This is a genomic window from Amycolatopsis sp. SID8362, from assembly GCF_010550475.1.
Lineage (GTDB): Bacteria > Actinomycetota > Actinomycetes > Mycobacteriales > Pseudonocardiaceae > Amycolatopsis > Amycolatopsis eburnea.
Genome location: NZ_JAAGNB010000235.1, coordinates 1 through 20695 on the forward strand (window position 1 = coordinate 1; position 20695 = coordinate 20695).

13 protein-coding genes are annotated in these 20695 nt (G+C 71.0%); 2 read left to right on the forward strand and 11 right to left on the reverse strand.

All coding sequences use genetic code 11. The features are described 5' to 3' along the window. Positions 1–447: inositol monophosphatase family protein (locus tag G3I65_RS07795; protein ID WP_275940144.1), on the reverse strand; the 447-nt coding region annotated here is incomplete at its 3' end. 64 nt (positions 448–511) lie between these two features. Between G3I65_RS07795 and ppgK the strand changes: the two genes are divergently transcribed. Both ppgK and G3I65_RS07805 read left to right on the forward strand, forming a co-directional pair. Beyond that, positions 512–1279, forward strand: a complete 768-nt coding sequence (gene ppgK, locus G3I65_RS07800) for a polyphosphate--glucose phosphotransferase (RefSeq protein ID WP_160695498.1) — start codon at positions 512–514, stop codon at positions 1277–1279. A 196-nt stretch (positions 1280–1475) separates the two neighbouring features. After that, the gene (locus tag G3I65_RS07805) at positions 1476–2876 is read left to right on the forward strand and encodes an RNA polymerase sigma factor (protein WP_160695483.1); all 1401 of its coding nucleotides are present in this window, start codon (positions 1476–1478) and stop codon (positions 2874–2876) included. Between the two features lie 52 nt (positions 2877–2928). Here the strand turns inward: G3I65_RS07805 and G3I65_RS07810 are convergent, their stop codons facing one another. The 10 genes from G3I65_RS07810 to glgX (G3I65_RS07855) all read right to left on the reverse strand — a co-directional run bounded on the left by G3I65_RS07810 (position 2929) and on the right by glgX (G3I65_RS07855) (position 20623). Next, complete coding sequence (locus tag G3I65_RS07810; RefSeq protein ID WP_160695484.1) at positions 2929–4113, reverse strand: hypothetical protein; 1185 nt, start codon at positions 4111–4113, stop codon at positions 2929–2931. 40 nt (positions 4114–4153) lie between these two features. After that, positions 4154–4543, reverse strand: coding sequence for a hypothetical protein (locus tag G3I65_RS07815; protein WP_160695485.1), 390 nt, complete (start codon positions 4541–4543; stop codon positions 4154–4156). A gap of 61 nt (positions 4544–4604) precedes the next feature. Next, positions 4605–6800 (reverse strand): 1,4-alpha-glucan branching protein GlgB, encoded by a 2196-nt coding sequence (gene glgB / locus G3I65_RS07820; RefSeq protein WP_160695486.1) that lies wholly within the window; start codon positions 6798–6800, stop codon positions 4605–4607. Positions 6801–6804: 4 nt separating this feature from the next. Beyond that, a complete protein-coding gene (locus G3I65_RS07825) occupies positions 6805–8178 on the reverse strand; it encodes a phosphotransferase (RefSeq protein WP_160695487.1) in 1374 nt (457 codons plus the stop codon). Positions 8179–8183: 5 nt separating this feature from the next. Then, the gene (gene treS / locus G3I65_RS07830; protein WP_125315766.1) at positions 8184–9992 is read right to left on the reverse strand and encodes a maltose alpha-D-glucosyltransferase; all 1809 of its coding nucleotides are present in this window, start codon (positions 9990–9992) and stop codon (positions 8184–8186) included. Between the two features lie 37 nt (positions 9993–10029). After that, the gene (locus G3I65_RS07835; protein ID WP_160695488.1) at positions 10030–12012 is read right to left on the reverse strand and encodes a maltotransferase domain-containing protein; all 1983 of its coding nucleotides are present in this window, start codon (positions 12010–12012) and stop codon (positions 10030–10032) included. A gap of 313 nt (positions 12013–12325) precedes the next feature. Continuing rightward, the gene (gene glgX, locus G3I65_RS07840) at positions 12326–14476 is read right to left on the reverse strand and encodes a glycogen debranching protein GlgX (protein ID WP_160695489.1); all 2151 of its coding nucleotides are present in this window, start codon (positions 14474–14476) and stop codon (positions 12326–12328) included. 50 nt (positions 14477–14526) lie between these two features. Further along, positions 14527–16239: a malto-oligosyltrehalose trehalohydrolase gene (gene treZ, locus G3I65_RS07845; RefSeq protein ID WP_160695490.1), complete on the reverse strand. Its 1713-nt coding sequence runs from the start codon at positions 16237–16239 to the stop codon at positions 14527–14529. Further along, on the reverse strand, positions 16236–18500 hold the full coding sequence (gene treY / locus G3I65_RS07850) for a malto-oligosyltrehalose synthase (protein WP_160695491.1): 2265 nt from the start codon (positions 18498–18500) through the stop codon (positions 16236–16238). Before treY ends, treZ begins: the two co-directional genes overlap by 4 nt. Continuing rightward, a complete protein-coding gene (gene glgX, locus G3I65_RS07855) occupies positions 18497–20623 on the reverse strand; it encodes a glycogen debranching protein GlgX (RefSeq protein ID WP_160695492.1) in 2127 nt (708 codons plus the stop codon). Before glgX (G3I65_RS07855) ends, treY begins: the two co-directional genes overlap by 4 nt. Between the last annotated feature and the right edge of the window lie 72 nt (positions 20624–20695).

Consider the following 20695-nt stretch of genomic DNA (forward strand, 5'->3'; position numbering starts at 1 on the left):
CTGGCGGCGGCCGTCCAGGTACGCGCCCTGGCCGCGGGCCGCCGTCCAGACGCGGCCGCTCGCGGGCTCCACGACCGCGCCCGCCACCGACTCGCCGTCGACCTGCGCCGCCACCGACACCGCGAACCACGGCAGCCCGTAGAGGAAGTTGACCGTGCCGTCGATCGGGTCGACCACCCAGGTCACGCCGTCGCCCGCGGTACCGCCGCCCTCCTCGCCGAGCACCTCGTCCCCCGGCCGCAGCTCGGCCAGCCGGGCGCGGATCAGGCGTTCGGACTCGTGGTCGACCGCGGTCACCACGTCGGTGTCCGCGGACTTGGTCCCCACGGCCACCGAACGACCGTTCGCCATCCCCTCCCAGGCCTCGCGGACCAGCTCGGCGGCCTCCGTCGCGACCTGCTCCGCGACGCTTTTCAGCAACGACTCGTCAACTCCCACGTCCGCCATGTCACCACATCCGGTTAAAGTCTCCGAGGCAGGCTTCTGAATCGTGCGAGAAGGGACCACGTCCGTGGTGGAGGCGACCCGCCGAGGTTTCGGCATCGACATCGGCGGCAGCGGGATCAAGGGCGCCTTGGTCGACCTGGAAAAGGGCCAGCTCATCGGCGACCGGATCCGGATCGAGACGCCGAAGCCGTCCACGCCGTCGGCGGTGGCGGACGTCGTGCACGACATCGTCACGCAGGCGGGCTGGGACGGCCCGGTCGGCGTGACGCTCCCCGCCGTCGTCAAGAAGGGCGTCGCGCACACCGCGGCCAACATCGACAAGCAGTGGATCGGCACCGACGCCGACGCGCTGTTCGCCAAGCGGCTCGGCCGCGGCGTCGACCAGGTCGCGATGCTCAACGACGCCGACGCGGCGGGCATGGCCGAGATCCGCTTCGGCGACCCGGTCGCGCGCAAGGGCGTGACCGCGCTGCTCACCTTCGGCACCGGGATCGGCAGCGCGGTGTTCCAGGACGGCAAGCTCGTCCCGAACACCGAGTTCGGCCACCTGGAGATCGACGGCCACGACGCGGAGAAGCGCGCGGCGGCCTCGGTGAAGGACAACGAGGGGCTCTCCTACCCCGAATGGGCCAAGCGGGTGCACCGTTATCTGACCGTGCTCGAGAACCTGATCTGGCCGGACCTGTTCATCGTCGGCGGCGGCGTCAGCAAGAAGGCCGAGAAATGGGTGCCGCTGCTGGACATCCGCACTCCGGTGCTGGTGGCGACGCTGCAGAACAACGCCGGGATCGTCGGCGCCGCGGCCGCCGCGGCCGAGGGCATCCAGCACTGATCGGGCGCCGATCCGGCGCTCGCGACGCGGCTGAGGGTGATCGCTTCGCACCGCATGCGCGTACCGTCGTTACAATGGAACACGGCCCACGGCTGCGGAGGGCAAAACCGCAGGCCGAGGCGTGATCCCCGAATGTGAGGCAGCAGTGGCCGCCAGGCCGTTGCTCGTCATGATCGACCGCTGCGAAAGGGCGTAAGTGGCAGCCGCAAGAACCGCAACCCGAGGCGGGACGAAGACAGCGACCGCAGCCGGCGAGCCGGCCGAAGAGGCAGCCACCGGGACGGCGAAGCCTGCGGCCCGCAAGACCACCACCGCCAAGAAGGCCCCGGCCAAGAAGGCCCCGGCGAAGAAGGCCGTGACCAAGGGCGCGAAGACCGAAGACGGCGATCCGGACGGTCCTGGCGAACTCGACGAAGCCGAACTCGACTCGCCCGACCTGTCGGACCTGGAAGAGGTCGAGGTCGACGTCGTCGACGAAACCGTCAACGACGAGCCGGACTCCGCTTCGGCCGACGACGACGAGGACGACGACGAGGACGAGGAGACCCCGGCGCAGCGCCGCCGTGGCGCCGCCGCCGACAAGGCCGCCGCCAAGAGCTCCGACAACCCGGACTTCGTCTGGGACGAGGAGGAGTCCGAGGCACTGCGCCAGGCGCGCAAGGACGCCGAGCTCACCGCGTCCGCCGACTCCGTGCGTGCCTACCTCAAGCAGATCGGCAAGGTCGCGCTGCTGAACGCGGAGGAGGAGGTGGAGCTGGCCAAGCGGATCGAGGCCGGGCTCTACGCCGCCGAGCGCGTGCGCACCGCCGAGGAGGAGGGCGAGAAGCTCGTCACGCAGATGCGCCGCGATCTCAAGTGGATCGTGCGCGACGGCGAGCGGGCGAAGAACCACCTGCTGGAGGCGAACCTCCGGCTCGTGGTGTCGCTGGCCAAGCGCTACACCGGCCGCGGCATGGCGTTCCTGGACCTGATCCAGGAGGGCAACCTCGGCCTGATCCGCGCGGTGGAGAAGTTCGACTACACCAAGGGCTACAAGTTCTCGACGTACGCCACGTGGTGGATCCGCCAGGCGATCACCCGCGCGATGGCCGACCAGGCCCGCACCATCCGCATCCCGGTGCACATGGTCGAGGTCATCAACAAGCTCGGCCGCATACAGCGCGAACTCCTGCAGGACCTCGGCCGCGAGCCGACGCCCGAGGAGCTCGCCAAGGAAATGGACATCTCCCCGGAGAAGGTCCTGGAGATCCAGCAGTACGCGCGTGAGCCGATCTCGCTCGACCAGACGATCGGCGACGAGGGCGACTCGCAGCTCGGTGACTTCATCGAGGACTCCGAAGCGGTCGTCGCGGTCGACGCGGTGTCGTTCACGCTGCTGCAGGACCAGCTCCAGTCGGTGCTGCAGACGCTGTCCGAGCGCGAGGCGGGCGTGGTCCGCCTGCGCTTCGGCCTCACGGACGGCCAGCCGCGCACGCTCGACGAGATCGGCCAGGTGTACGGGGTGACCCGTGAGCGCATCCGGCAGATCGAGTCGAAGACGATGTCGAAGCTGCGCCACCCGTCGCGGTCCCAGGTCCTGCGCGACTACCTGGACTGAGCCGGACTCACGGAAGAACCCCGTCACCTCGGTGGCGGGGTTCTTCCGCGTTTCAGGCCCGTCCGGTCAACGTCGTCCAGGGCACGTGCACCACCACGCGCTCCCGCAGCTGCTCGTTGAGCAGCCACAGCTCCCCCGTCGCCGGCCAGTACGACAGGTTCTGGCTGTTCACCGGCGCCTGCCCGGCCAGCCTCGACGTCGACACGCCGCCGACCCCGCCGTGCAGGCAGGACGGGTGGTCGCCCGCCACGCCGGCGTACTCCGGGCACACTCCCGTCAGCACGAAGTAGCCGTTCCGGGACACCGCGCCCTGCATGCCCCACACCGGCGAGGAAAACCCTTCGGCAGCGTGCACCAGACCGTCCGCCGACGGAACCAAACGGCCCGTCGTGCGGTCGAACGGCCACTTCAGGATCCGGCCGCCCGCTTCGGGGGCGTGTTCCGCCGTCACGAACGTCGAGTCGCTGTGGTCGAAGGACAGCGTCGAGAGGCACGGGCGCGTGTCCACCGCCGTCGTGCAGGCGCCGCCGCCCGGGTACCAGTACGCGCCGATCTGGGGCATGGCGTAGTCGTAGAACGCCGCGTGGTACTTGCCGTCCGCGCCGCGGCCGACCGTGCCCGCGCTCGCGTCGACCTTCCAGAAGTGGGTGGTGTCGAAGACGCGGATCAGGCCGCCGGTGGTCGCGACGTAGAGCAGGTTGCCCGACCAGGTCATGCCGTGCCCGTGGCCCGCCACGACCGCGAAATCGGTGTCGGAAGTCGGTTCCACGAGCAGGACGTGCCGGTACCCCAGCCCGGTCGCGTCCACAAAGGACAGCCGGACCATGGTGTCGCCCGTGGTGTGCCACGACGTCGCGACGACGCGCTTGCCGGCGGCGGTGCCGGTCGCCGGGTCAGCGTCGCCGGAGCCGGTGAGGCCCTGCGGGATCCAGTCGTTGGTCTTGTCGTCGTTGGCGTCTTCCCAGCAGAACCCGGCCGGCTTCAACGCCGCGGCGAGGTACGTGCCGTGGCAGAGCGGGCGGGCCTTGCGGTTGGTGTCCCCCAGCAACCACGAAAGGCCGCGCGGCGTCAGCTGGCGATCCAGCGCGGCGACCCGGGACCCGTACGTGGCGAAGGTGTCCCCGGCGGTCAGCCGGTAGCCGTCGACCGACGCCAGCCGGGGGAAGTTCGCCGCGGCCTGGGCCGGCGGCGCCAGGGCGAGCAGCAGCAGTGTCACGAAGCCGATCAGGAAGCGCATGCCGGCAGCGTGACCCGGCCGCGTACACGAGCCGTACAACTCAGGGGACAGCGAGTCCGCGCTCCCGCAGCGACTGCTCGACGCGCAGCCGTTCGATCTCGCGGTCCATCCCCTCGGGCAGCTCGGCGAGGCGGTGCGGGACGCCGACCTGGCGGCAGGCCTGGGTGAGCAGCTCGTCGTAGGCCTGCCGGGTCCCGAAGCGCCGAGCGGCGGGCGTGCCGGAGGGGTAGCCGGCGAGCAGGCGGTGCACGCGGCGCAGGTCGGCGGCGACGCGCTCGATCGGCGGGCCCGACGGCGACGGCGTGCTCCGCTTCGCGCGGATCCGGTGGACCAGCCGCGGGACGCGCAGCGCGCACCAGAACAGCACCGTGGGCGCGAAGCAGACCACGGCGAAGAGGATCAGGTTCGCGAGGACGCCGGAGCCGTCCATGCTCCGATGGTAGCGCCGGGAGCGGCACTTTCCCTACGAAAGTGCCGCTCCCGGCCGGGGATCAGGCGGGGTCGGTCTCTTCGACCAGCCACAGGACGCCCGCGGGCGGCAGCTGCAGCACCGCCGAGGCCGGCTGGCCGTGCCAGGGTTCCTCGGTCGCCTCCACGAGCCCGAGGTTCCCGACGCCGGAGCCGCCGTACGCCTCCGCGTCGGTGTTGACGACTTCGCGCCACCGCCCGGCTGCCGGCAGGCCGACCCGGTAGTCGTGGTGCGGGATGCCCGCGAAGTTCGCCACGCACGCCAGGCGCGAACCGTCGGTGCCGAGACGCAGGAAGCTCAGCACGTTGCCGCTCGAATCGTTCGCGTCGATCCAGGCGAAGCCCTCGGGCGAGGTGTCCTGGCTGAACAGCGCCGGGGTCGACCGGTACACCGAGTTCAGCGACCGCAGCAGGTCCTGGACGCCGCGGTGCAGCGGTTCCTCCAGGAGGTGCCAGTCGAGCGAGCGCTGTTCCGACCACTCCCCCTCCTGGCCGAACTCGCCGCCCATGAACAGCAGCTGCTTGCCAGGGTGCGCCCACATGAACGCCAGCAGCGACCGCAGCCCGGCCGCCTTGTTCCAGGCGTCGCCCGGCATGCGGCCCCACAGGGATCCTTTGCCGTGCACCACTTCGTCGTGCGACAGCGGCAGCACGAAGTTCTCGCTCCACGCGTACACGAGCGAGAACGTCATCTCGTTGTGGTGGTACGCGCGGTGGATCGGCTCGTGCGACAGGTACCGGAGCGTGTCGTGCATCCAGCCCATGTTCCACTTGAAGCCGAAACCCAGACCGCCCAAGTGTGTCGGGCGCGTGACGCCCGGCCACGCCGTCGACTCCTCGGCCACCATCACGATGCCCGGGTGTCGCTTGTAGACGGTCGCGTTCAGCTCCTGCAGGAACTTCACCGCGTCCAGGTTTTCCCGGCCGCCGTACTGGTTCGGCAGCCACTCCCCTTCCTTGCGGGAGTAGTCGAGGTAGAGCATCGACGCCACCGCGTCGACGCGCAGGCCGTCGAGGTGGAACTCCTCGATCCAATACAGCGCGTTGGCGACCAGGAAGTTGCGGACCTCGTTGCGGCCGAAGTCGAACACGAGCGTGCCCCAGTCGGGCTGCTCGCCGCGGCGCGGGTCCGCGTGCTCGTACAGCGCGGTGCCGTCGAACTTCGCCAGCGCCCAGCTGTCACGCGGGAAGTGCGCGGGCACCCAGTCCACCAGCACGCCGATCCCGCGCTGGTGCAGGCGGTCGACGAAGTAGCGGAAGTCGTCCGGGGAGCCGAAGCGCGACGTCGGCGCGTAGTACGACGTCACCTGGTAGCCCCACGAGCCGCCGAACGGGTGCTCCGACACCGGCAGCAGCTCGACGTGCGTGAAGCCGGTCTCGACGAGGTAGTCGCCGAGCTGGTCGGCCAGCTCGCGGTAGTCGAGGCCGGGCCGCCACGAGCCGAGGTGGACTTCGTAGACGCTCATCGGCGCCGCGGCCCACTCGGTCGCCTCGCGCTGGGCGACCCACTCCTCGTCGTCCCACAGGTACGCGGACGTGGTGACCACCGACGCCGTCGCGGGCGGCTGCTCGGTGGCGAACGCCATCGGGTCGGCCTTCTCGTGCCAGTTGCCGTCGGCGCCGAGGATCCGGAACTTGTAGCAGGTGCCCGGGCCGACGCCGGGGACGAACAGCTCCCAGATCCCGGACGAGCCGAGCGAGCGCATCGGGTGCCCGCGCCCGTCCCAGCCGTTGAAGTCGCCGATCACGCGGATGCCGCGCGCGTTCGGCGCCCACACCGCGAACGACGTCCCCGCGACGACGCCGTTCGCCGTCTCGTACGACCGGACGTGCGAGCCCAGCGCTTCCCACAGCCGTTCGTGCCGGCCTTCGCCGATCAGGTGCAGGTCCAGCTCGCCCACCGTGGGCAGCCAGCGGTACGGGTCGTCGGCGGTCGTGGTGTGCCCGTCGTACTCGACTTCCAGCCGGTAGTCGCCGGGGTGCTCCGGCACCGCGACGGCGAACAGCGCGTCGATCACCGGCTCCATCGGGAACCGCCGCTCGCCCGCGCTCAGCGTGACGGCCTTGGCGCCGGGCAGCAGCGCCCGCGCCACGAACCCCTTGCCCGCCGGGTGCACCCCGAGGACGGAGTGCGGGTCGTGGTGGGACCCGGCCAGCAGCCGGTCGATGTCGGCGGCGGGCGGGGCCGCGGCCGGGAGGCCTTCCGGAACGGCGTTCACGGTGTCATCCCTCTCCACTCGTGATCCGGGCGATCGAAGCGAGCGGCACGCCCAGCCAGTCCGGCCGGTTCGCGTGCTCGTAGCCCACTTCGTAGACCGCCTTGTCCAGTTCGAAGGCGCGCAGCAGCTCGCCCTGTTCGCGCGGGTCCGCCGCGACCGCCGCGTAGCCCTCGCAGAAGGCCGCCCGGTTGCGCTGGGACCACTCCAAGGCCCGCTCGACCAGCGCCGGCTCGTCGGGCTGCCCGACCAGCAGCTGCTGGGCCGCGTAGTCGAACGACCTCAGCATGCCCGCCACGTCGCGCAACGGCGACCGCAGCGCGTGGCGTTCCTCCACCGGCGCCGCGGGCTCGCCCTCGAAGTCGATCAGCAGCCAGCCGCCGACGGTCCGCAGCACCTGGCCCAGGTGCAGGTCGCCGTGGATGTACTGCATGCTCACCGAGCCGGCGGGCAGCGACTCCAGCTTCTCGAACGCCGACCGCAGCGCCGGGGCGTGCGCCGCCAGCTCCGGGACCCGCCCGGCGATCGTGTCCAGCCGGGCGGCCATCGCCTTCGTCGTGCGCTCCAGCTCGTCGGCGTCCACGCTCTCCGTGCCGAGCGCCTCGGCCAGGTCGGCGTGCACCTCGGCGACCGCGCGCCCGAGCCGCTCGGCCTCGCCGGCGAAGTCGCCGCCGACCTCCTCCGCGTGCAGCTCCGGCGCGGCCATCAGGTCGCGCACGCTCGTCGTGGCCATCGCCCAGCCGTCGACGGCGTCGGCGACGAAGTGCTGCAGCATGCCGACCGTCGTCGGCTCGCCGCCGAGGTCGCCGGTGATCGACCCGAGCACCGGCGCGATGTGCTTGCTGCCGACGGCCTGCAGCGCGCGGTGCAGCAGCAGGTCCTTGTTCTTGCCCGGGGTCAGCTTGCGGAACAGCTTGAGGATGTACTGCCCGCCGTAGACCAGGGAGGTGTTGCTCTGCTCCGACGAGATCGGCCGCGCCCGCAGGCCGGTCTCCAGCTCCGCGTCCGGCTCGTGCTCGAAGACGAGCGACCCCACCGTGTCCTCGCGGGCCATCAGGTCCAGCAGCACGCCGGTGAGGTCCAGGTCGCCGGACGCCTCGTACGCGTTCAGGTCCCCGACGGCGCCGATCCAGCTGGTCGACGCGATCTCCGGCGGGTGCGTCCGCCGCCCGACGAGCAGCTGGTAGGGCTCGCGCCGGTCGTCCTGGGCCACCTCCACGACCACGTGCAGCAGCTGCGGATCACCGGCGAGCAGCTCGGTCACGCCGAGCCGCCGGACACCGGTCACCGGCCGGTCCTTGCCGGCGAACCAGCGCTGCTCGGGCAGCCAGCGCTTCAGGTCGCCGGCCAGGTCGTCGACCAGCTCGCGCGGGTCGGACAAGGGACTCACCTCGTTTCGCCTTCGTCTCCCGGGCTCGTCAGCTGGAACCAGTAGAAGCCGTGGCCCGGCAGGGTCAGCAGGTACGGCAGCTCCCCGATGCTGGGGAACCGCACCCCGCCGGTGAGCTCCACCGGCGTGCACCCGCGGTGCCCGGTCAGGTCCAGCTCCACCGGCTGCGGGAACCGGGAGAGGTTGTTCACGCAGAGCACGACGTCCTCGCCGCCGTCCGGGCGCCGCCACTGGCGCTTGTAGGCCAGCACGCTCGGGTTGGACCCGCCGAGGTCGATGAAATCGCCCTCGGCGAACGCGTGGTGCTCCTTGCGCACCTCGATCATCCGCCGGGTCCAGTTGAGCAGCGAAGACGCGTTGTTCGACTGCGCTTCGACGTTCAGGCCCTGGTAGCCGTACACCGGGTCCATGATCACCGGCAGGTAGATCCGGCCCGGGTCGCAGGAGGAGAACCCGGCGTTGCGGTCCGGGGTCCACTGCATGGGGGTGCGCACCGCGTCGCGATCGCCGAGCCAGATGTTGTCTCCCATGCCGATCTCGTCACCGTAGTACAGAACGGGCGAGCCCGGCAGGGACAGCAGCATCGCGGTGAAGAGCTCCTGCTGGTTGCGGTCGTTGTCCAGCAGCGGGGCCAGCCGGCGGCGGATGCCGATGTTGGCCTTCATGCGCGGGTCCTTGGCGTACTCCGCGTACATGTAGTCGCGCTCTTCGTCGGTGACCATCTCGAGGGTCAGCTCGTCGTGGTTGCGCAGGAAGATGCCCCACTGGGTGCCGCTGGGGATCTGCGGGGTCTGGACCAGGATCTCCGAGATCGGGAACCGCGACTCGCGGCGCACGGCCATGAAGATCCGCGGCATCAGCGGGAAGTGGAACGCCATGTGGCACTCGTCGCCGCCGACCTGCGGGTCGCCGAAGTACTCGACGACGTCCGAGGGCCACTGGTTGGCCTCGGCGAGGAGGATGCGCCCGGGGTACTCGTCGTCGACGACCTTGCGGCAGCGCTTGAGGAACTCGTGCGTGCGCGGCAGGTTCTCGCAGTTGGTGCCCTCCTGCTCGAACAGGTACGGCACGGCGTCGAGGCGGAACCCGTCGATGCCCAGGTCGAGCCAGAACCGCAGGGTGTCGATCATGGCGTTCTGGACGTCGGGGTTCTCGAAGTTGAGGTCCGGCTGGTGGGAGAAGAACCGGTGCCAGTAGAACTGGCCGCGCACCGGGTCGTAGGTCCAGTTCGACGTCTCGGTGTCGACGAAGATGATCCGCGCGTCGGCGTAGCGCGAGTCGTCGTCGCTCCACACGTAGTAGTCGCCGTACGGGCCGTCGGGTTCGTTGCGCGACTGCTGGAACCACGGGTGCGCGTCCGAGGTGTGGTTGAGCACCAGGTCGGTGATCACCCGGATGCCGCGCCGGTGCGCCTCGTTCAGCAGGAAGACGAAGTCCTCGACGCTGCCGAACTCCGGCAGCACCGCCCGGAAGTCGCTGATGTCGTAGCCGCCGTCGCGCAACGGCGAAGCGTAGAACGGCGGCAGCCACAGGCAGTCGATGCCCAGCCAGGCCAGGTAGTCGAGTCTCCCGGCCAGACCGCGCAGGTCGCCGGTGCCGTCGCCGTTGGAGTCGGCGAACGCGCGCACCAGCACCTCGTAGAACACCGCGCCCTTGAACCACTCCGGGTTGCTGGGCGCCTGCTGCGCCGAGCGGAAGTCCCCGGCCTGGGGTTCGACCAGCATGCCGTCGGCCGTGATCGCCTCACCGGTGTGCGGCACGCCGTCCAGCCCGAGCGCCGCGTCGGGGCGGGCTTCTTCCGCCATCTGTTCCACCTCAGTCCCTCGATCCGTTCCTTCCCCGCTACCCGGCCAGCCGCCGCCGGACCGACACCACGTGGGCCACGGCCCGCCAGGGTTCGAGCCGGACGTAGTTCGCCGGTCCCCAGTCCCAGGTGTCGCCGGTGACCTCGTCGTGGGCGATCAGCCGCTCGTGCGCCTCGAACCCGAGCGCCCCGGTGTCCAGCCAGAGCGTGCCCTCCTGGGGCCCGTACGGGTCGAGCGTCACGACGGTGACCACGGTGTCGCCGGTGGCCGGGTCCTGTTTGGAGTAGGCCAGCAGCGCGTCGTTGTCGACGTGGTGGAAGTGCAGGGTGCGCATCTGCTGCAGCGCCGGGTGCGCTTTGCGGACGGCGTTCAGCTTGGCCAGCCACGGCTCCAGCGAACGCCCTTCGGCGAGCGCGCGCTCGAAGTCGCGCGGCCGCAGCTGGTACTTCTCGGAGTCGAGGTACTCCTCGCTGCCGTCGCGGACCGGGACGTGCTCGAACAGCTCGTACCCGGAATAGACGCCCCACGTCGGCGAGATCGTCGCGGCGAGTGCGGCCCGCAGCGCGAACATGCCGGGCCCGCCGCGCTGCAGCGACTCGTGGAGGATGTCCGGGGTGTTGACGAACAGGTTCGGCCGGCCTTCGTTCCAGTGGTCGCGCAGGTCGACGGCGAAGTCGATCAGTTCCTGCTTGCCGGTCCGCCAGGTGAAGTAGGTGTAGCTCTGGGTGAAACCGAGCCGGGCCAGGCCCCACAGCCGCGCCGGGCGGGTGAACGCCTCGGCCAGGAACAGCACGTCGGGGTGGGCGTCCTTCACCGACTGGATCAGCCAGGCCCAGAAGTCCGGCGGCTTGGTGTGCGGGTTGTCGACCCGGAAGATCTTGACCCCGTGGTCGATCCAGACGGTGATCACCCGGAGCATCTCTTCGTAGACGCCCTTGGGGTCGTTGTCGAAGTTGATCGGGTAGATGTCCTGGTACTTCTTCGGCGGGTTCTCGGCGTAGGCGATCGAGCCGTCCGGGCGGGTGGTGAAGAACTCCGGGTTCTTCAGGACCCACGGGTGGTCGGGCGCGGCCTGCAGCGCGAAGTCGAGCGCGACCTCCATGCCGAGCTCTCCGGAGCGCGCGACGAAGGCGTCGAAGTCCTCGAAGGTGCCGAGGTCGGGGTGGATCGAGTCGTGCCCGCCTTCGTCGGCGCCGATGGCCCACGGCGAGCCGACGTCTTCGGGCTTGGCGTCGAGGGTGTTGTTGGGGCCCTTGCGGTTCACCCGCCCGATCGGGTGGATCGGCGGCAGGTAGACGACGTCGAAGCCCATCTTCGCGACCCGGTCGAGCGCGGCCGCGGCGGTGGTGAAGGTGCCGTGCACCGGCTTGCCCTCGGCGTCGAGCCCGCCGGTCGAGCGCGGGAAGAGCTCGTACCAGGAGCCGTACGCGGCGCGCCGCCGGTCGACCCAGACCTTGAACGGCTTGCCCTTGGTGATCAGTTCGCGCACCGGGAATTCGCGCATGAGCTGGCGGATTTCGGGCGACAGCGCGGGTCCGACGCGCTCGGCGAGGCCGCGCGTCTCGTCGCGCAACGCGGTCACCGCGCCGGTCAGGAGTGCCTTTTCCGCGCGGCGGTCGGGACGGCGGGAGACGCGCTCCAGCAGCCGGGCGCCGTTTTCGATGTCGTTGGCGAGGTCTTCGGGCCCCTGCCCGGCGGCGACCTTCACCTCGACGGCGTGCTCCCACGTCGCCCAGGGGTCGCTCCAGGCGTCGATCCGGAAGGTCCACGGCCCGGTCGTGTCGGGGACGATCACCGCGGCGAACTCGTCGGGGTGATCGGGTCCGCGCGGCACCATCCGCGTCTGGCGCGTCACGCGGTCGCCGGGACCACGCCACGCGACGGTGGCGGCGACGGCGTCATGGCCTTCGCGCCAGACGGTCGCGGTGACCGGGATGTGTTCCCCCACAACGGCTTTGGCCGGATACCGGCCGCAGCTCACGCTGGGGGAGACGTCGTCGATGCCGAGCCGGCCGGTCATGGGCAACGCCCCTCGGTGTGTCGGTTGGACGCAGGCGACGACAGTCTGCCTGACACGATCAAGCGCCTACGAGGCAGGGCTCTTTTGGTGTGTACCCACCCGCCGCCGGTCGAAACGCTGTTCCAGCAAGGAATTTCGGCCGGATGTCCGGCGCGTTACGCGCACACGACGGCGAGCCGCGGCCGCGCCGCGGCGACACGCGGACCCCAACGGTGCGGAGCCTTACCCGAATGGACGAACCATGCATCTTTCGTACCGAAAGCTCCGCCCCGGGAAGTGGAGCTTTCGGTACGAAAGATGCGTCCGGTACCGGTCAGTAGGGCTCCGGTGCTGCCGGGTCCGCGGCCAGCCGCGGGGCGCGCAGCAACAGCAGCGAACGCGACTGCAGCGTCACCCGGCTCTTGGCCTCCAGCACGCCCGGGTTGGCCGGGCTGCCGTCCGCGGTGCTCGTGTCGAGCGTCGGCTTGTACGTCTCGCCGTACTCCCGGCCCGGCAGGACGACCTCACCCGGCGCGTCGCCCGCGTGCAGCCACAGCAGCCACGAGTGGTCGGGCACCAGCGCGCCCTCGCGGTTGCGGGCCTGGCTGTTCGAGCCGTCGATCCACATGCCGAGCGTGTGGCGCTCCTCGAACCAGTCGTTCTCGGCGAACTCCTCGCCGTCCGGGCGGAACCAGACGAGGTCGGGCTTGCCGGTCGGGGTGGTCCGGCCTTCGAAGAACTCCGGCTGCCGCAGCGCCGGGCTGTTCGCGCGCAGCCGCACCACCCGGCGGGCGAACGCGAGCATCGCCTCGGCTTCGGGGTCGTCCGGCGTCCAGTCCAGCCAGGACGTTTCGTCGTCGAGGCAGTACGCGTTGTTGTTGCCGTGCTGGGTCCGCCAGAACTCGTCGCCCATGGTGAGCATCGGGGTGCCGGTCGACAGCAGCAGCGTGGCGAACATGTTCCGGGCCTGCCGGGTGCGCAGCGCGCGGATCGCCGGGTCGGCGGTCTCCCCCTCGGCGCCGTGGTTCCACGAGCGGTTGTCGTTGGTCCCGTCGCGGTTGTCCTCGCCGTTGGCCTCGTTGTGCTTTTCGTTGTAGGACACCAGGTCCCGCAGCGTGAAGCCGTCGTGCGCGGTGACGAAGTTGATCGACTGCCACGGACGGCGCAGGTTGTGGTCGTACAGGTCCGACGAACCGGACAGCCGGTAGGCGAGGTCGCGGACGCCGGTCGCGCCGCGCCAGAAGTCGCGCACGGTGTCCCGGTAGCGGCCGTTCCACTCGGCCCACTGGGCGCCGAAGCCGCCGACGCGGTAGCCCTCGCCGGTGGCGTCCCACGGCTCGGCGATCAGCTTGCACCGGGACAGCACCGGGTCGGTGGTGATCGCGGTGAGCAGCGTCGAGGCCGCGTCGAACGCGCCCCCGCGGGGCCGCCCGAGCGTGCTGGCCAGGTCGAACCGGAAGCCGTCGACCCCCATCTCCTGCGTCCAGTAGCGCAGCGAGTCGGTCACCAGCCGCACCACGGTCGGCGAGCCCGCCTCGAGGGTGTTGCCGCAGCCGGTGATGTCGGCCATGTGCCCACGGTCGGTGTGCAGGTAGTACACCGGCGCGTTCAGCCCGCGGAAGCTCAGCGTCGGCCCGTCCGGCCCGCCCTCGCAGGTGTGGTTGAACACGACGTCGAGGATCACTTCGATGCCCGCCGCGTGCAGGGCGGCCACCATCAGCCGGAACTCCTCGACCTCGTGGCCCGGCTCGCTGGCGTAGGCGGCGTGAGGTGCGAAGAAGCCGAGCGGCGAGTACCCCCAGTAGTTGTGCCGCCCGGCGCGGACCAGCGACGGCTCGTCGAGGAACGAGTGCACCGGCAGCAGCTCCACCGACGTGACGCCGAGCCGGGTCAGGTACTCGATCGCGACCGGGTGGGCCAGGCCGAGGTAGGTGCCGCGCAGCGCCTCCGGGATGAACGGGTGCCGCTGGGTGAACCCCTTGACGTGCAGCTCGTAGACCACCGCCTCCTCGAACGGCACCTCCGGCTTGACGCCGGTATCCGGCCCGCCCGGCGAGCTGACCACCGACAGCGGCACGCTGCCCAGGGAGTCCACAGTGGACATCGGACCGCGTTCGGGGTCGCCGCTGAAGCCCTGGGCCGCGGCCAGGTCGGTCAGTCCCCCGGTGATCTGCCGCGCGTACGGGTCCACCAGCAGCTTGTGCGGGTTGCACCGCAGGCCGCGGGCGGGGTCGTACGGGCCGTGGATCCGGTAGCCGTAGCGCTGCCCCGGCGTCACCCCGGGCACCAGGCCGTGCCAGACGCCGAAGGTGCGCTCGGTGAGCGCGATCCGGCGTTCCGACCCGTCGGCGTCGATCAGGCACAGGTCGACGGCGTCCGCGACGGCGGACGTGATCGCGAACCGCACGCCGCCGGCCTCGGGGTGGGCTCCGAGCGGGAAGGGGCGGCCGGCGAGGACGTGGTCGGCGGAGGGTCGTGTGGCCATTCCTGAATCGTCCCAGATACCGGCCGCTTCGCGCGCCGTGTGCGGTGCGGTTATCGGGTTTCGACCAGAACGAAACCGTCCGGCGGCAGCTCGGCGGCCCCGCCGCCGACCTCGGCCCCGCCCCAGGTGAGCAGGGCCGACGTGGCGCCGAGCGGGAGCGTGACCGGCCCGGGACCGAAGTTGACCGCCAGCCGCAGCGTGCCGCGGTGCAGGACGAGCCAGGAGCCGTCCGGCGAGCTGTCGACGCGCAGGCCGTCGAGCCGCGGATCGGCCAGCTCGGGCCGTTCGCGGCGCAGCCGGATCAGCGTCCGGTACAGCTCCAGCACCTCGCGGTGCCCCGGCTGGTCCGCTTCGGCCCAGTCCAGCCGCGACCGGTCCACGGTGGCCGGGTCCATCGGGTCCGGTACGTCCGATTCGCCCCAGCCGTGCCGGGAGAACTCGCGGCGGCGGCCCGTGCGGACGGCCTCGGCCAGCTCGGGGTCCGGGAACGAGGCGAAGAACTGCCACGGCGTGCTCGCCGCCCACTCCTCCCCCATGAACACCATCGGCGTGAACGGCGTGCAGAACAGGATGGCCGCGCCGCAGCCCAGCCGGTTCGCCGGGACTGTCGCCGAGAGCCGGTCGCCGGTCGCGCGGTTGCCGATCTGGTCGTGGTTCTGCAGGTAGCCGAGGAAGCGGTGCCCGGGCACGGTCCGCGTGTCGACCGGCCGGCCGTGGGTCCGCTCCCGGAATGACGACCAGGTGCCGGCGTGGAAGAACGCCTCGCGCAGAACCCGCTCGAGCGCGTCCGGCGCGGCGAAGTCGGTGTAGTACCCGCTCGTCTCGCCGGTCAGCTTGACGTGCAGCGCGTGGTGGAAGTCGTCCGACCACTGGGCGTGCAGGCCGTACCCGCCGCGCTCGCGGGGCGTGACGAGCCGCGGGTCGTTGAGGTCGGACTCGGCGATCAGCGTCAGCGGCCGGTTCAGCGCCGCCGACAGCGCGTCGACCTCGGTGGCGAGCTGTTCGAGGAGGTGGACGGCCCGCCGGTCCAGCAGCGCGTGGACGGCGTCCAGGCGCAGCGCGTCGACGTGGAAGTCGCGGAACCAGCTCAGCGCGTTGTCGATCACGTACCGGCGGACCTCGTCGGAGCCGGCGCCGTCGAGGTTGAGGCCGGGCCCCCAGTCGTTCTGGCCGGCGAAGTACGGGCCGAACCGGTCGAGGTAGGCGCCGGAGGGCCCGAGGTGGTTGTAGACGACGTCGAGCACGACCGCCAGGCCGCGCGCGTGGGCCGCGTCGACGAACCGCTTGAGCCCGTCCGGGCCGCCGTAGGGCTCGTGGACCGCGCCCCAGAGGACGCCGTCGTAGCCCCAGCCCGCGGTGCCGTCGAACGAGTTCACCGGCAGCAGCTCGACGTGCGTGATCCCGAGGTCGACGAGGTGGTCGAGCCGGTCGATGGCGGCGTCGAAGGTGCCGCCATCGGTGAACGTGCCGAGGTGCAGCTCGTAGAGGACGGCGCCGGGCAGCTGACGGCCGTGCCAGGCGTCGTCGGTCCAGTCGAACTCGCCGTGGTCGTAGACCCGCGACTCCTGGTGGACGCCGTGCGGCTGCCACCGCGACCGCGGGTCGGGCAGCGGCTTCTCGTCGTCGTCCAGGAGGAAGGCGTAGTTGATGCCCTCGGCGTCGGCGTGCCACCAGCCGCCGTCGGCCGCGGTCATCTCGTGCACCTCGGCGTCGACGGCGACCCGGACCCGCTCGGCGGCCGGGGCCCAGACACTGAACCTCATGCGTCTCCTCGCACCAGCAACGCGACGGGGTACCGCTCGAACAGGGTGGCCAGGTCCGGCGTCGCGTCCCGGCCGGTGAGCACGTCGGTCCAGACGCCGTCCGGCAGTGGGAGCACGGTGTCGCGCCAGCCGCCGGCGGCTTCGAGGCCGACCGGCAGCCGGGTGACCGCGACGGCCAGATCGGGGCTGCGGGTGTAGGCCAGGCAGTGCTCCGCCGCGACGCCCTCGGCGCGCAGCGGCCGGTAGCCGCGGAACAACGCGGGGTGCTCCTGGCGCAGCTTCAGCGCCTTGTGCACGACCAGCAGCTTCGCCGCGCCCGACGCGTCGATCTCCGGCAGCTCGCCGCCGGCGATCCGCTCGAGCAGTTCGCGGCGGACCGCGTAGTCGACCGGACGGCGGTTGTCCGGGTCGACCAGCGAGAAGTCCCACAGCTCGGTGCCCTGGTAGACGTCCGGGACCCCGGGCGCGGTCAGCTGGACGAGCTTCTGGCCGAGCGAGTTGCTCCAGCCCGGCCGCTCGATCCGCGCGACGAACGCGGCCACGTCGGGGTCGTTCACGACCTTGCCGGGCCAGGCGGCGACGGCGGCCTCGAAGGCCTCGTCGTGGTCGGTCCAGCTGGTCCGGAGCTTGGCTTCCTTGGCCGCCTTGTCGAGGTAGTCCCGCAGCCGGGCCGGCTCGATCGGCCAGGTGGACACGAGCGTCTGCCAGGCGAGCAGGTTGAGCGACGGCTCGTCGATCCCGTGGCTCGCGGTCCACCGCCGCACCGCTTCGGCGAACTCGCCGGGCACTTCCGCCAGCACGGCCATCCGGGCGCGGGTGTCCTCGGACCGCTTGGTGTCGTGCGTGGTCAGCGTCGTCATCGCGGCCGGGTACCCGGCTTCGCGCTCGGCGGCCAGCCGGTGGAACTCCTCGACGCCGAGGCCGAAGCGGTCCGGGTTGCCGCCGACCTCGTTGAGCGCGGCGAAGCGGGTGTAGCGATAGAAGGTGGTGTCCTCGGTGCCCTTGGCCACGACCATGCCGGACGTCTGCTGGATCCGGGTGGCCAGCTCGCCGCCCGGCTCGGCGCGGACCTGCGCGTCGAGGGCCGTGAGCGCGCCGGCGAGGTCGGGCCGGGCCTGGCGAGCGCCGGCGATCGCGGCGGCCCAGTGCGCCGCGCCTTCGGGCAGGTAGGAGCGGTAGACGGGGAAGGCGATCATGGTCTCGGCCACCGCCTGCCGCGCCTGCTCGGCGTCGACGTCCCGCAGCAGCGCCGCGATCCGCCGGACCTCGGCGACCAGGATGCGGTCGGTGACCAGGCGCCGGGCCTCGGCCTCGACGCGGTGGTAGCCGGTCTTCACGCCCAGCTCGTTCGCCAGCTCGGTGAAGGCGGGCTCGGCGGCCGGGCCGACGAAGACGCCGGCGATCTCGCGCAGGGCGTCGTAGCCGGTGGTGCCGTCGACCGGCCAGCTCTGCGGCAGCGGCTCGCCCGGGTGCAGGATCTTCTCCGCCACGATCCACGCGCCCGGGGCGTTCTCGCGCAGCCGCCGGAAGTAGCCGCCGGGATCGGCGAGGCCGTCCGGGTGGTCGACGCGCAGGCCGGTGACGTCGCCGTCGGCCACCCAGCGCAGCACTTCGCCGTGCGTCTCGGCGAACACCGTCGGGTCCTCGACGCGGACGGCGGCCAGGTTCGTGATGTCGAAGAACCGGCGGTAGTTCAGCTCCGCGTTGCCGCGGCGCCAGCCGATCAGCCGGTAGTGCTGCCGTTCGTGGATCTCTTGCGGCGTCCCGCTTTCCGTCCCTGGCGCGATCGGGAAGCGGTGGTCGTAGTAGGCGAGTTCGCCGTCCTCGACCGACAGTTCCGCGACGGCGTCGTCGTCGCCGAGGACCGGCAGCAGGATCGGCCCGCGCGCCCAGTCGACGTCGAAGAAGGCCGCGTACCGCGAGTCTTGGCCGTGGGTGAGCACGTCCCACCAGAACCGGTTCGCCTTCGGGACCTCGACCGACATGTGGTTGGGCACGATGTCGACGACCAGGCCGAGCCCGGCCTCCTTCAGCTTCGCGCTCAGCTCGCGGCGGGCGTCCTCGCCGCCCAGCTCGGGCCGCGCGCGCGTCGGGTCGACGACGTCGTAGCCGTGCGTCGACCCGGGCGTCGCGTCCAGCACCGGCGACGCGTAGAGCGCGCCGACGCCGAGTTCGCGCAGGTAGCCGGCGATGCCGGCCGCGTCGGCGAAGGTGAACTCCGGGCGCAGCTGCACCCGGTAGGTCGACTCCGGCACCGTCATTCGGGCTCCGTCTCCGTCCGCTGCAGCACGATCAAAGACCGGGCGGGGAGGGTGAGCTGGCCGCCGCCTTCGATCGGCTCCGCGCCGGCGGGCTCCACCTCGCCGGTCGCGGTGTCGACGACGACTGTCCAGCGCTGGCCGTACCCGTTGCCCGGCAGCTTGGCGTCGATGTCCTCGTAGTGGGCGTTGAAGGCGAGCAGGAACGAGTCGTCCTCGACCTTCATGCCGCGCTGGTCGAGGTCCGGGATCGCCTTGCCGTTGAGGAAGACGACGACCGCCTTGCCGAAGCCGTCGTCCCAGTTCTGCTCGGTCATCTCCTCGCCTGCCGGGGTGAACCAGGCGATGTCGCCGAGCTTGTCGCCCTTGCCGACCGGCCCGCCCTGGAAGAACCGGCGGCGGCGGAACACCGGGTGCCGGTGCCGGAACGCGCCCAGCCCGCCGGTGAACTTGACCAGGTCCGCGTTGTCCTTGGCCAGCTCCCAGTCCATCCAGGACAGTGCGGAGTCCTGGCAGTAGACGTTGTTGTTGCCCTGCTGGGTGCGCCCGAACTCGTCGCCGTGCAGGATCATCGGGACGCCTTGCGAGAGCAGCATCGTGGCCAGCATGTTCCGCTGCTGGCGGGCGCGCAGGTTCAGCACCTCGGGGTCGTCGGTCTCGCCCTCGACGCCGCAGTTCCACGACCGGTTGTCGTCGGCGCCGTCACGGCCGTCCTCACCGTTGGCCTCGTTGTGCTTTTCGTTGTAGGACACCAGGTCCCGCAGCGTGAAGCCGTCGTGCGCGGTGACGAAGTTGATCGACGCGAACGGGCGGCGGCCGTCGTCCTGGTAGAGGTCCGACGAGCCGGTGATGCGCGACGCGAACTCCCCCAGCGTGGACGGCTCGCCGCGCCAGAAGTCCCGGACGGTGTCGCGGAACTGCCCGTTCCACTCCGTCCACAGCGGCGGGAAGTTGCCGACCTGGTAGCCACCGGGCCCGACGTCCCACGGCTCGGCGATCAGCTTCACCTGGCTGACGATCGGGTCCTGCTGCACCAGGTCGAAGAACGTGGACAGCCGGTCGACGTCGTAGAACTCGCGCGCCAGCGCCGAAGCGAGGTCGAAGCGGAAGCCGTCGACGTGCATCTCGGTGACCCAGTACCGCAGCGAGTCCATGATCAGCTGCAGCGTGTGCGGGTTGCGGACGTTGAGGGAGTTCCCGGTGCCGGTGTAGTCCATGTAGTACTCGGGCTCCCCCTCCACCAGCCGGTAGTAGGCCTCGTTGTCGATGCCCCGCATCGAGAGCGTCGGCCCGAGGTGGTTTCCCTCCGCGGTGTGGTTGTAAACCACGTCCAGGATGACTTCGATGCCGGCCTCGTGGAAGGCCTTCACCATGCCCTTGAACTCCTGGACCTGCCCGCCCTCGCCGGGCATCGCCGCGTACGAGTCGTGCGGCGCGAAATACCCGATCGTGTTGTAGCCCCAGTAGTTCGTCAGGCCCTTCTCGGCCAGGCCGTGGTCGGTGACGAACTGGTGCACCGGCAGCAGTTCCACCGCGGTGACGCCGAGTTTCTGCAGGTGCTCGACGACCGCCGGGTGCGCGAGACCGGCGTAGGTGCCCCGCAGCGCCTCGGGCACGAACGGGTGGTTCACGGTCATGCCCTTGACGTGCGCCTCGTAGATGACCGTCTCGTTGTACGGCCGCTTCGGCTGGCGGTCGTTGCCCCAGTCGAAGAACGGGCTGGCGACCAGCGAGTACGGCACCCGCCCGGCGGAGTCGTCGTCGTTGCGCTCGTCCGGGTTGTCGAACTGGTAGCCGAACAGCGACTCGTCCCACTTCACGCCGTGCGAGACGGCCTTCGCGTACGGGTCGATGAGCAGCTTGTTCGGGTTGCAGCGCAAGCCGCGCTTCGGGTCGTACGGTCCGTGCACCCGGAAGCCGTACCGCTGCCCCGGCCCGACGTTGAGCAGGTAGCCGTGGTGGACGAACCCGTCCACCTCTTCGAGCGCGTGGCGCGTCTCGTTGCCGTCGGCGTCGAACAGGCACAGTTCGACCCGCTCGGCCACCTCGGAGAACAGGGCGAAGTTCGTCCCGACTCCGTCGTAGGTGGCGCCGAGCGGGTAGGGCGTTCCTGGCCAGGGCCGCACTGGGGTCTCCTCGAGCTTGGGTCGTGCCGGTGTCGTCCGTGTCGACGGACGTGAGTCGTGCGCCGCGAAGAA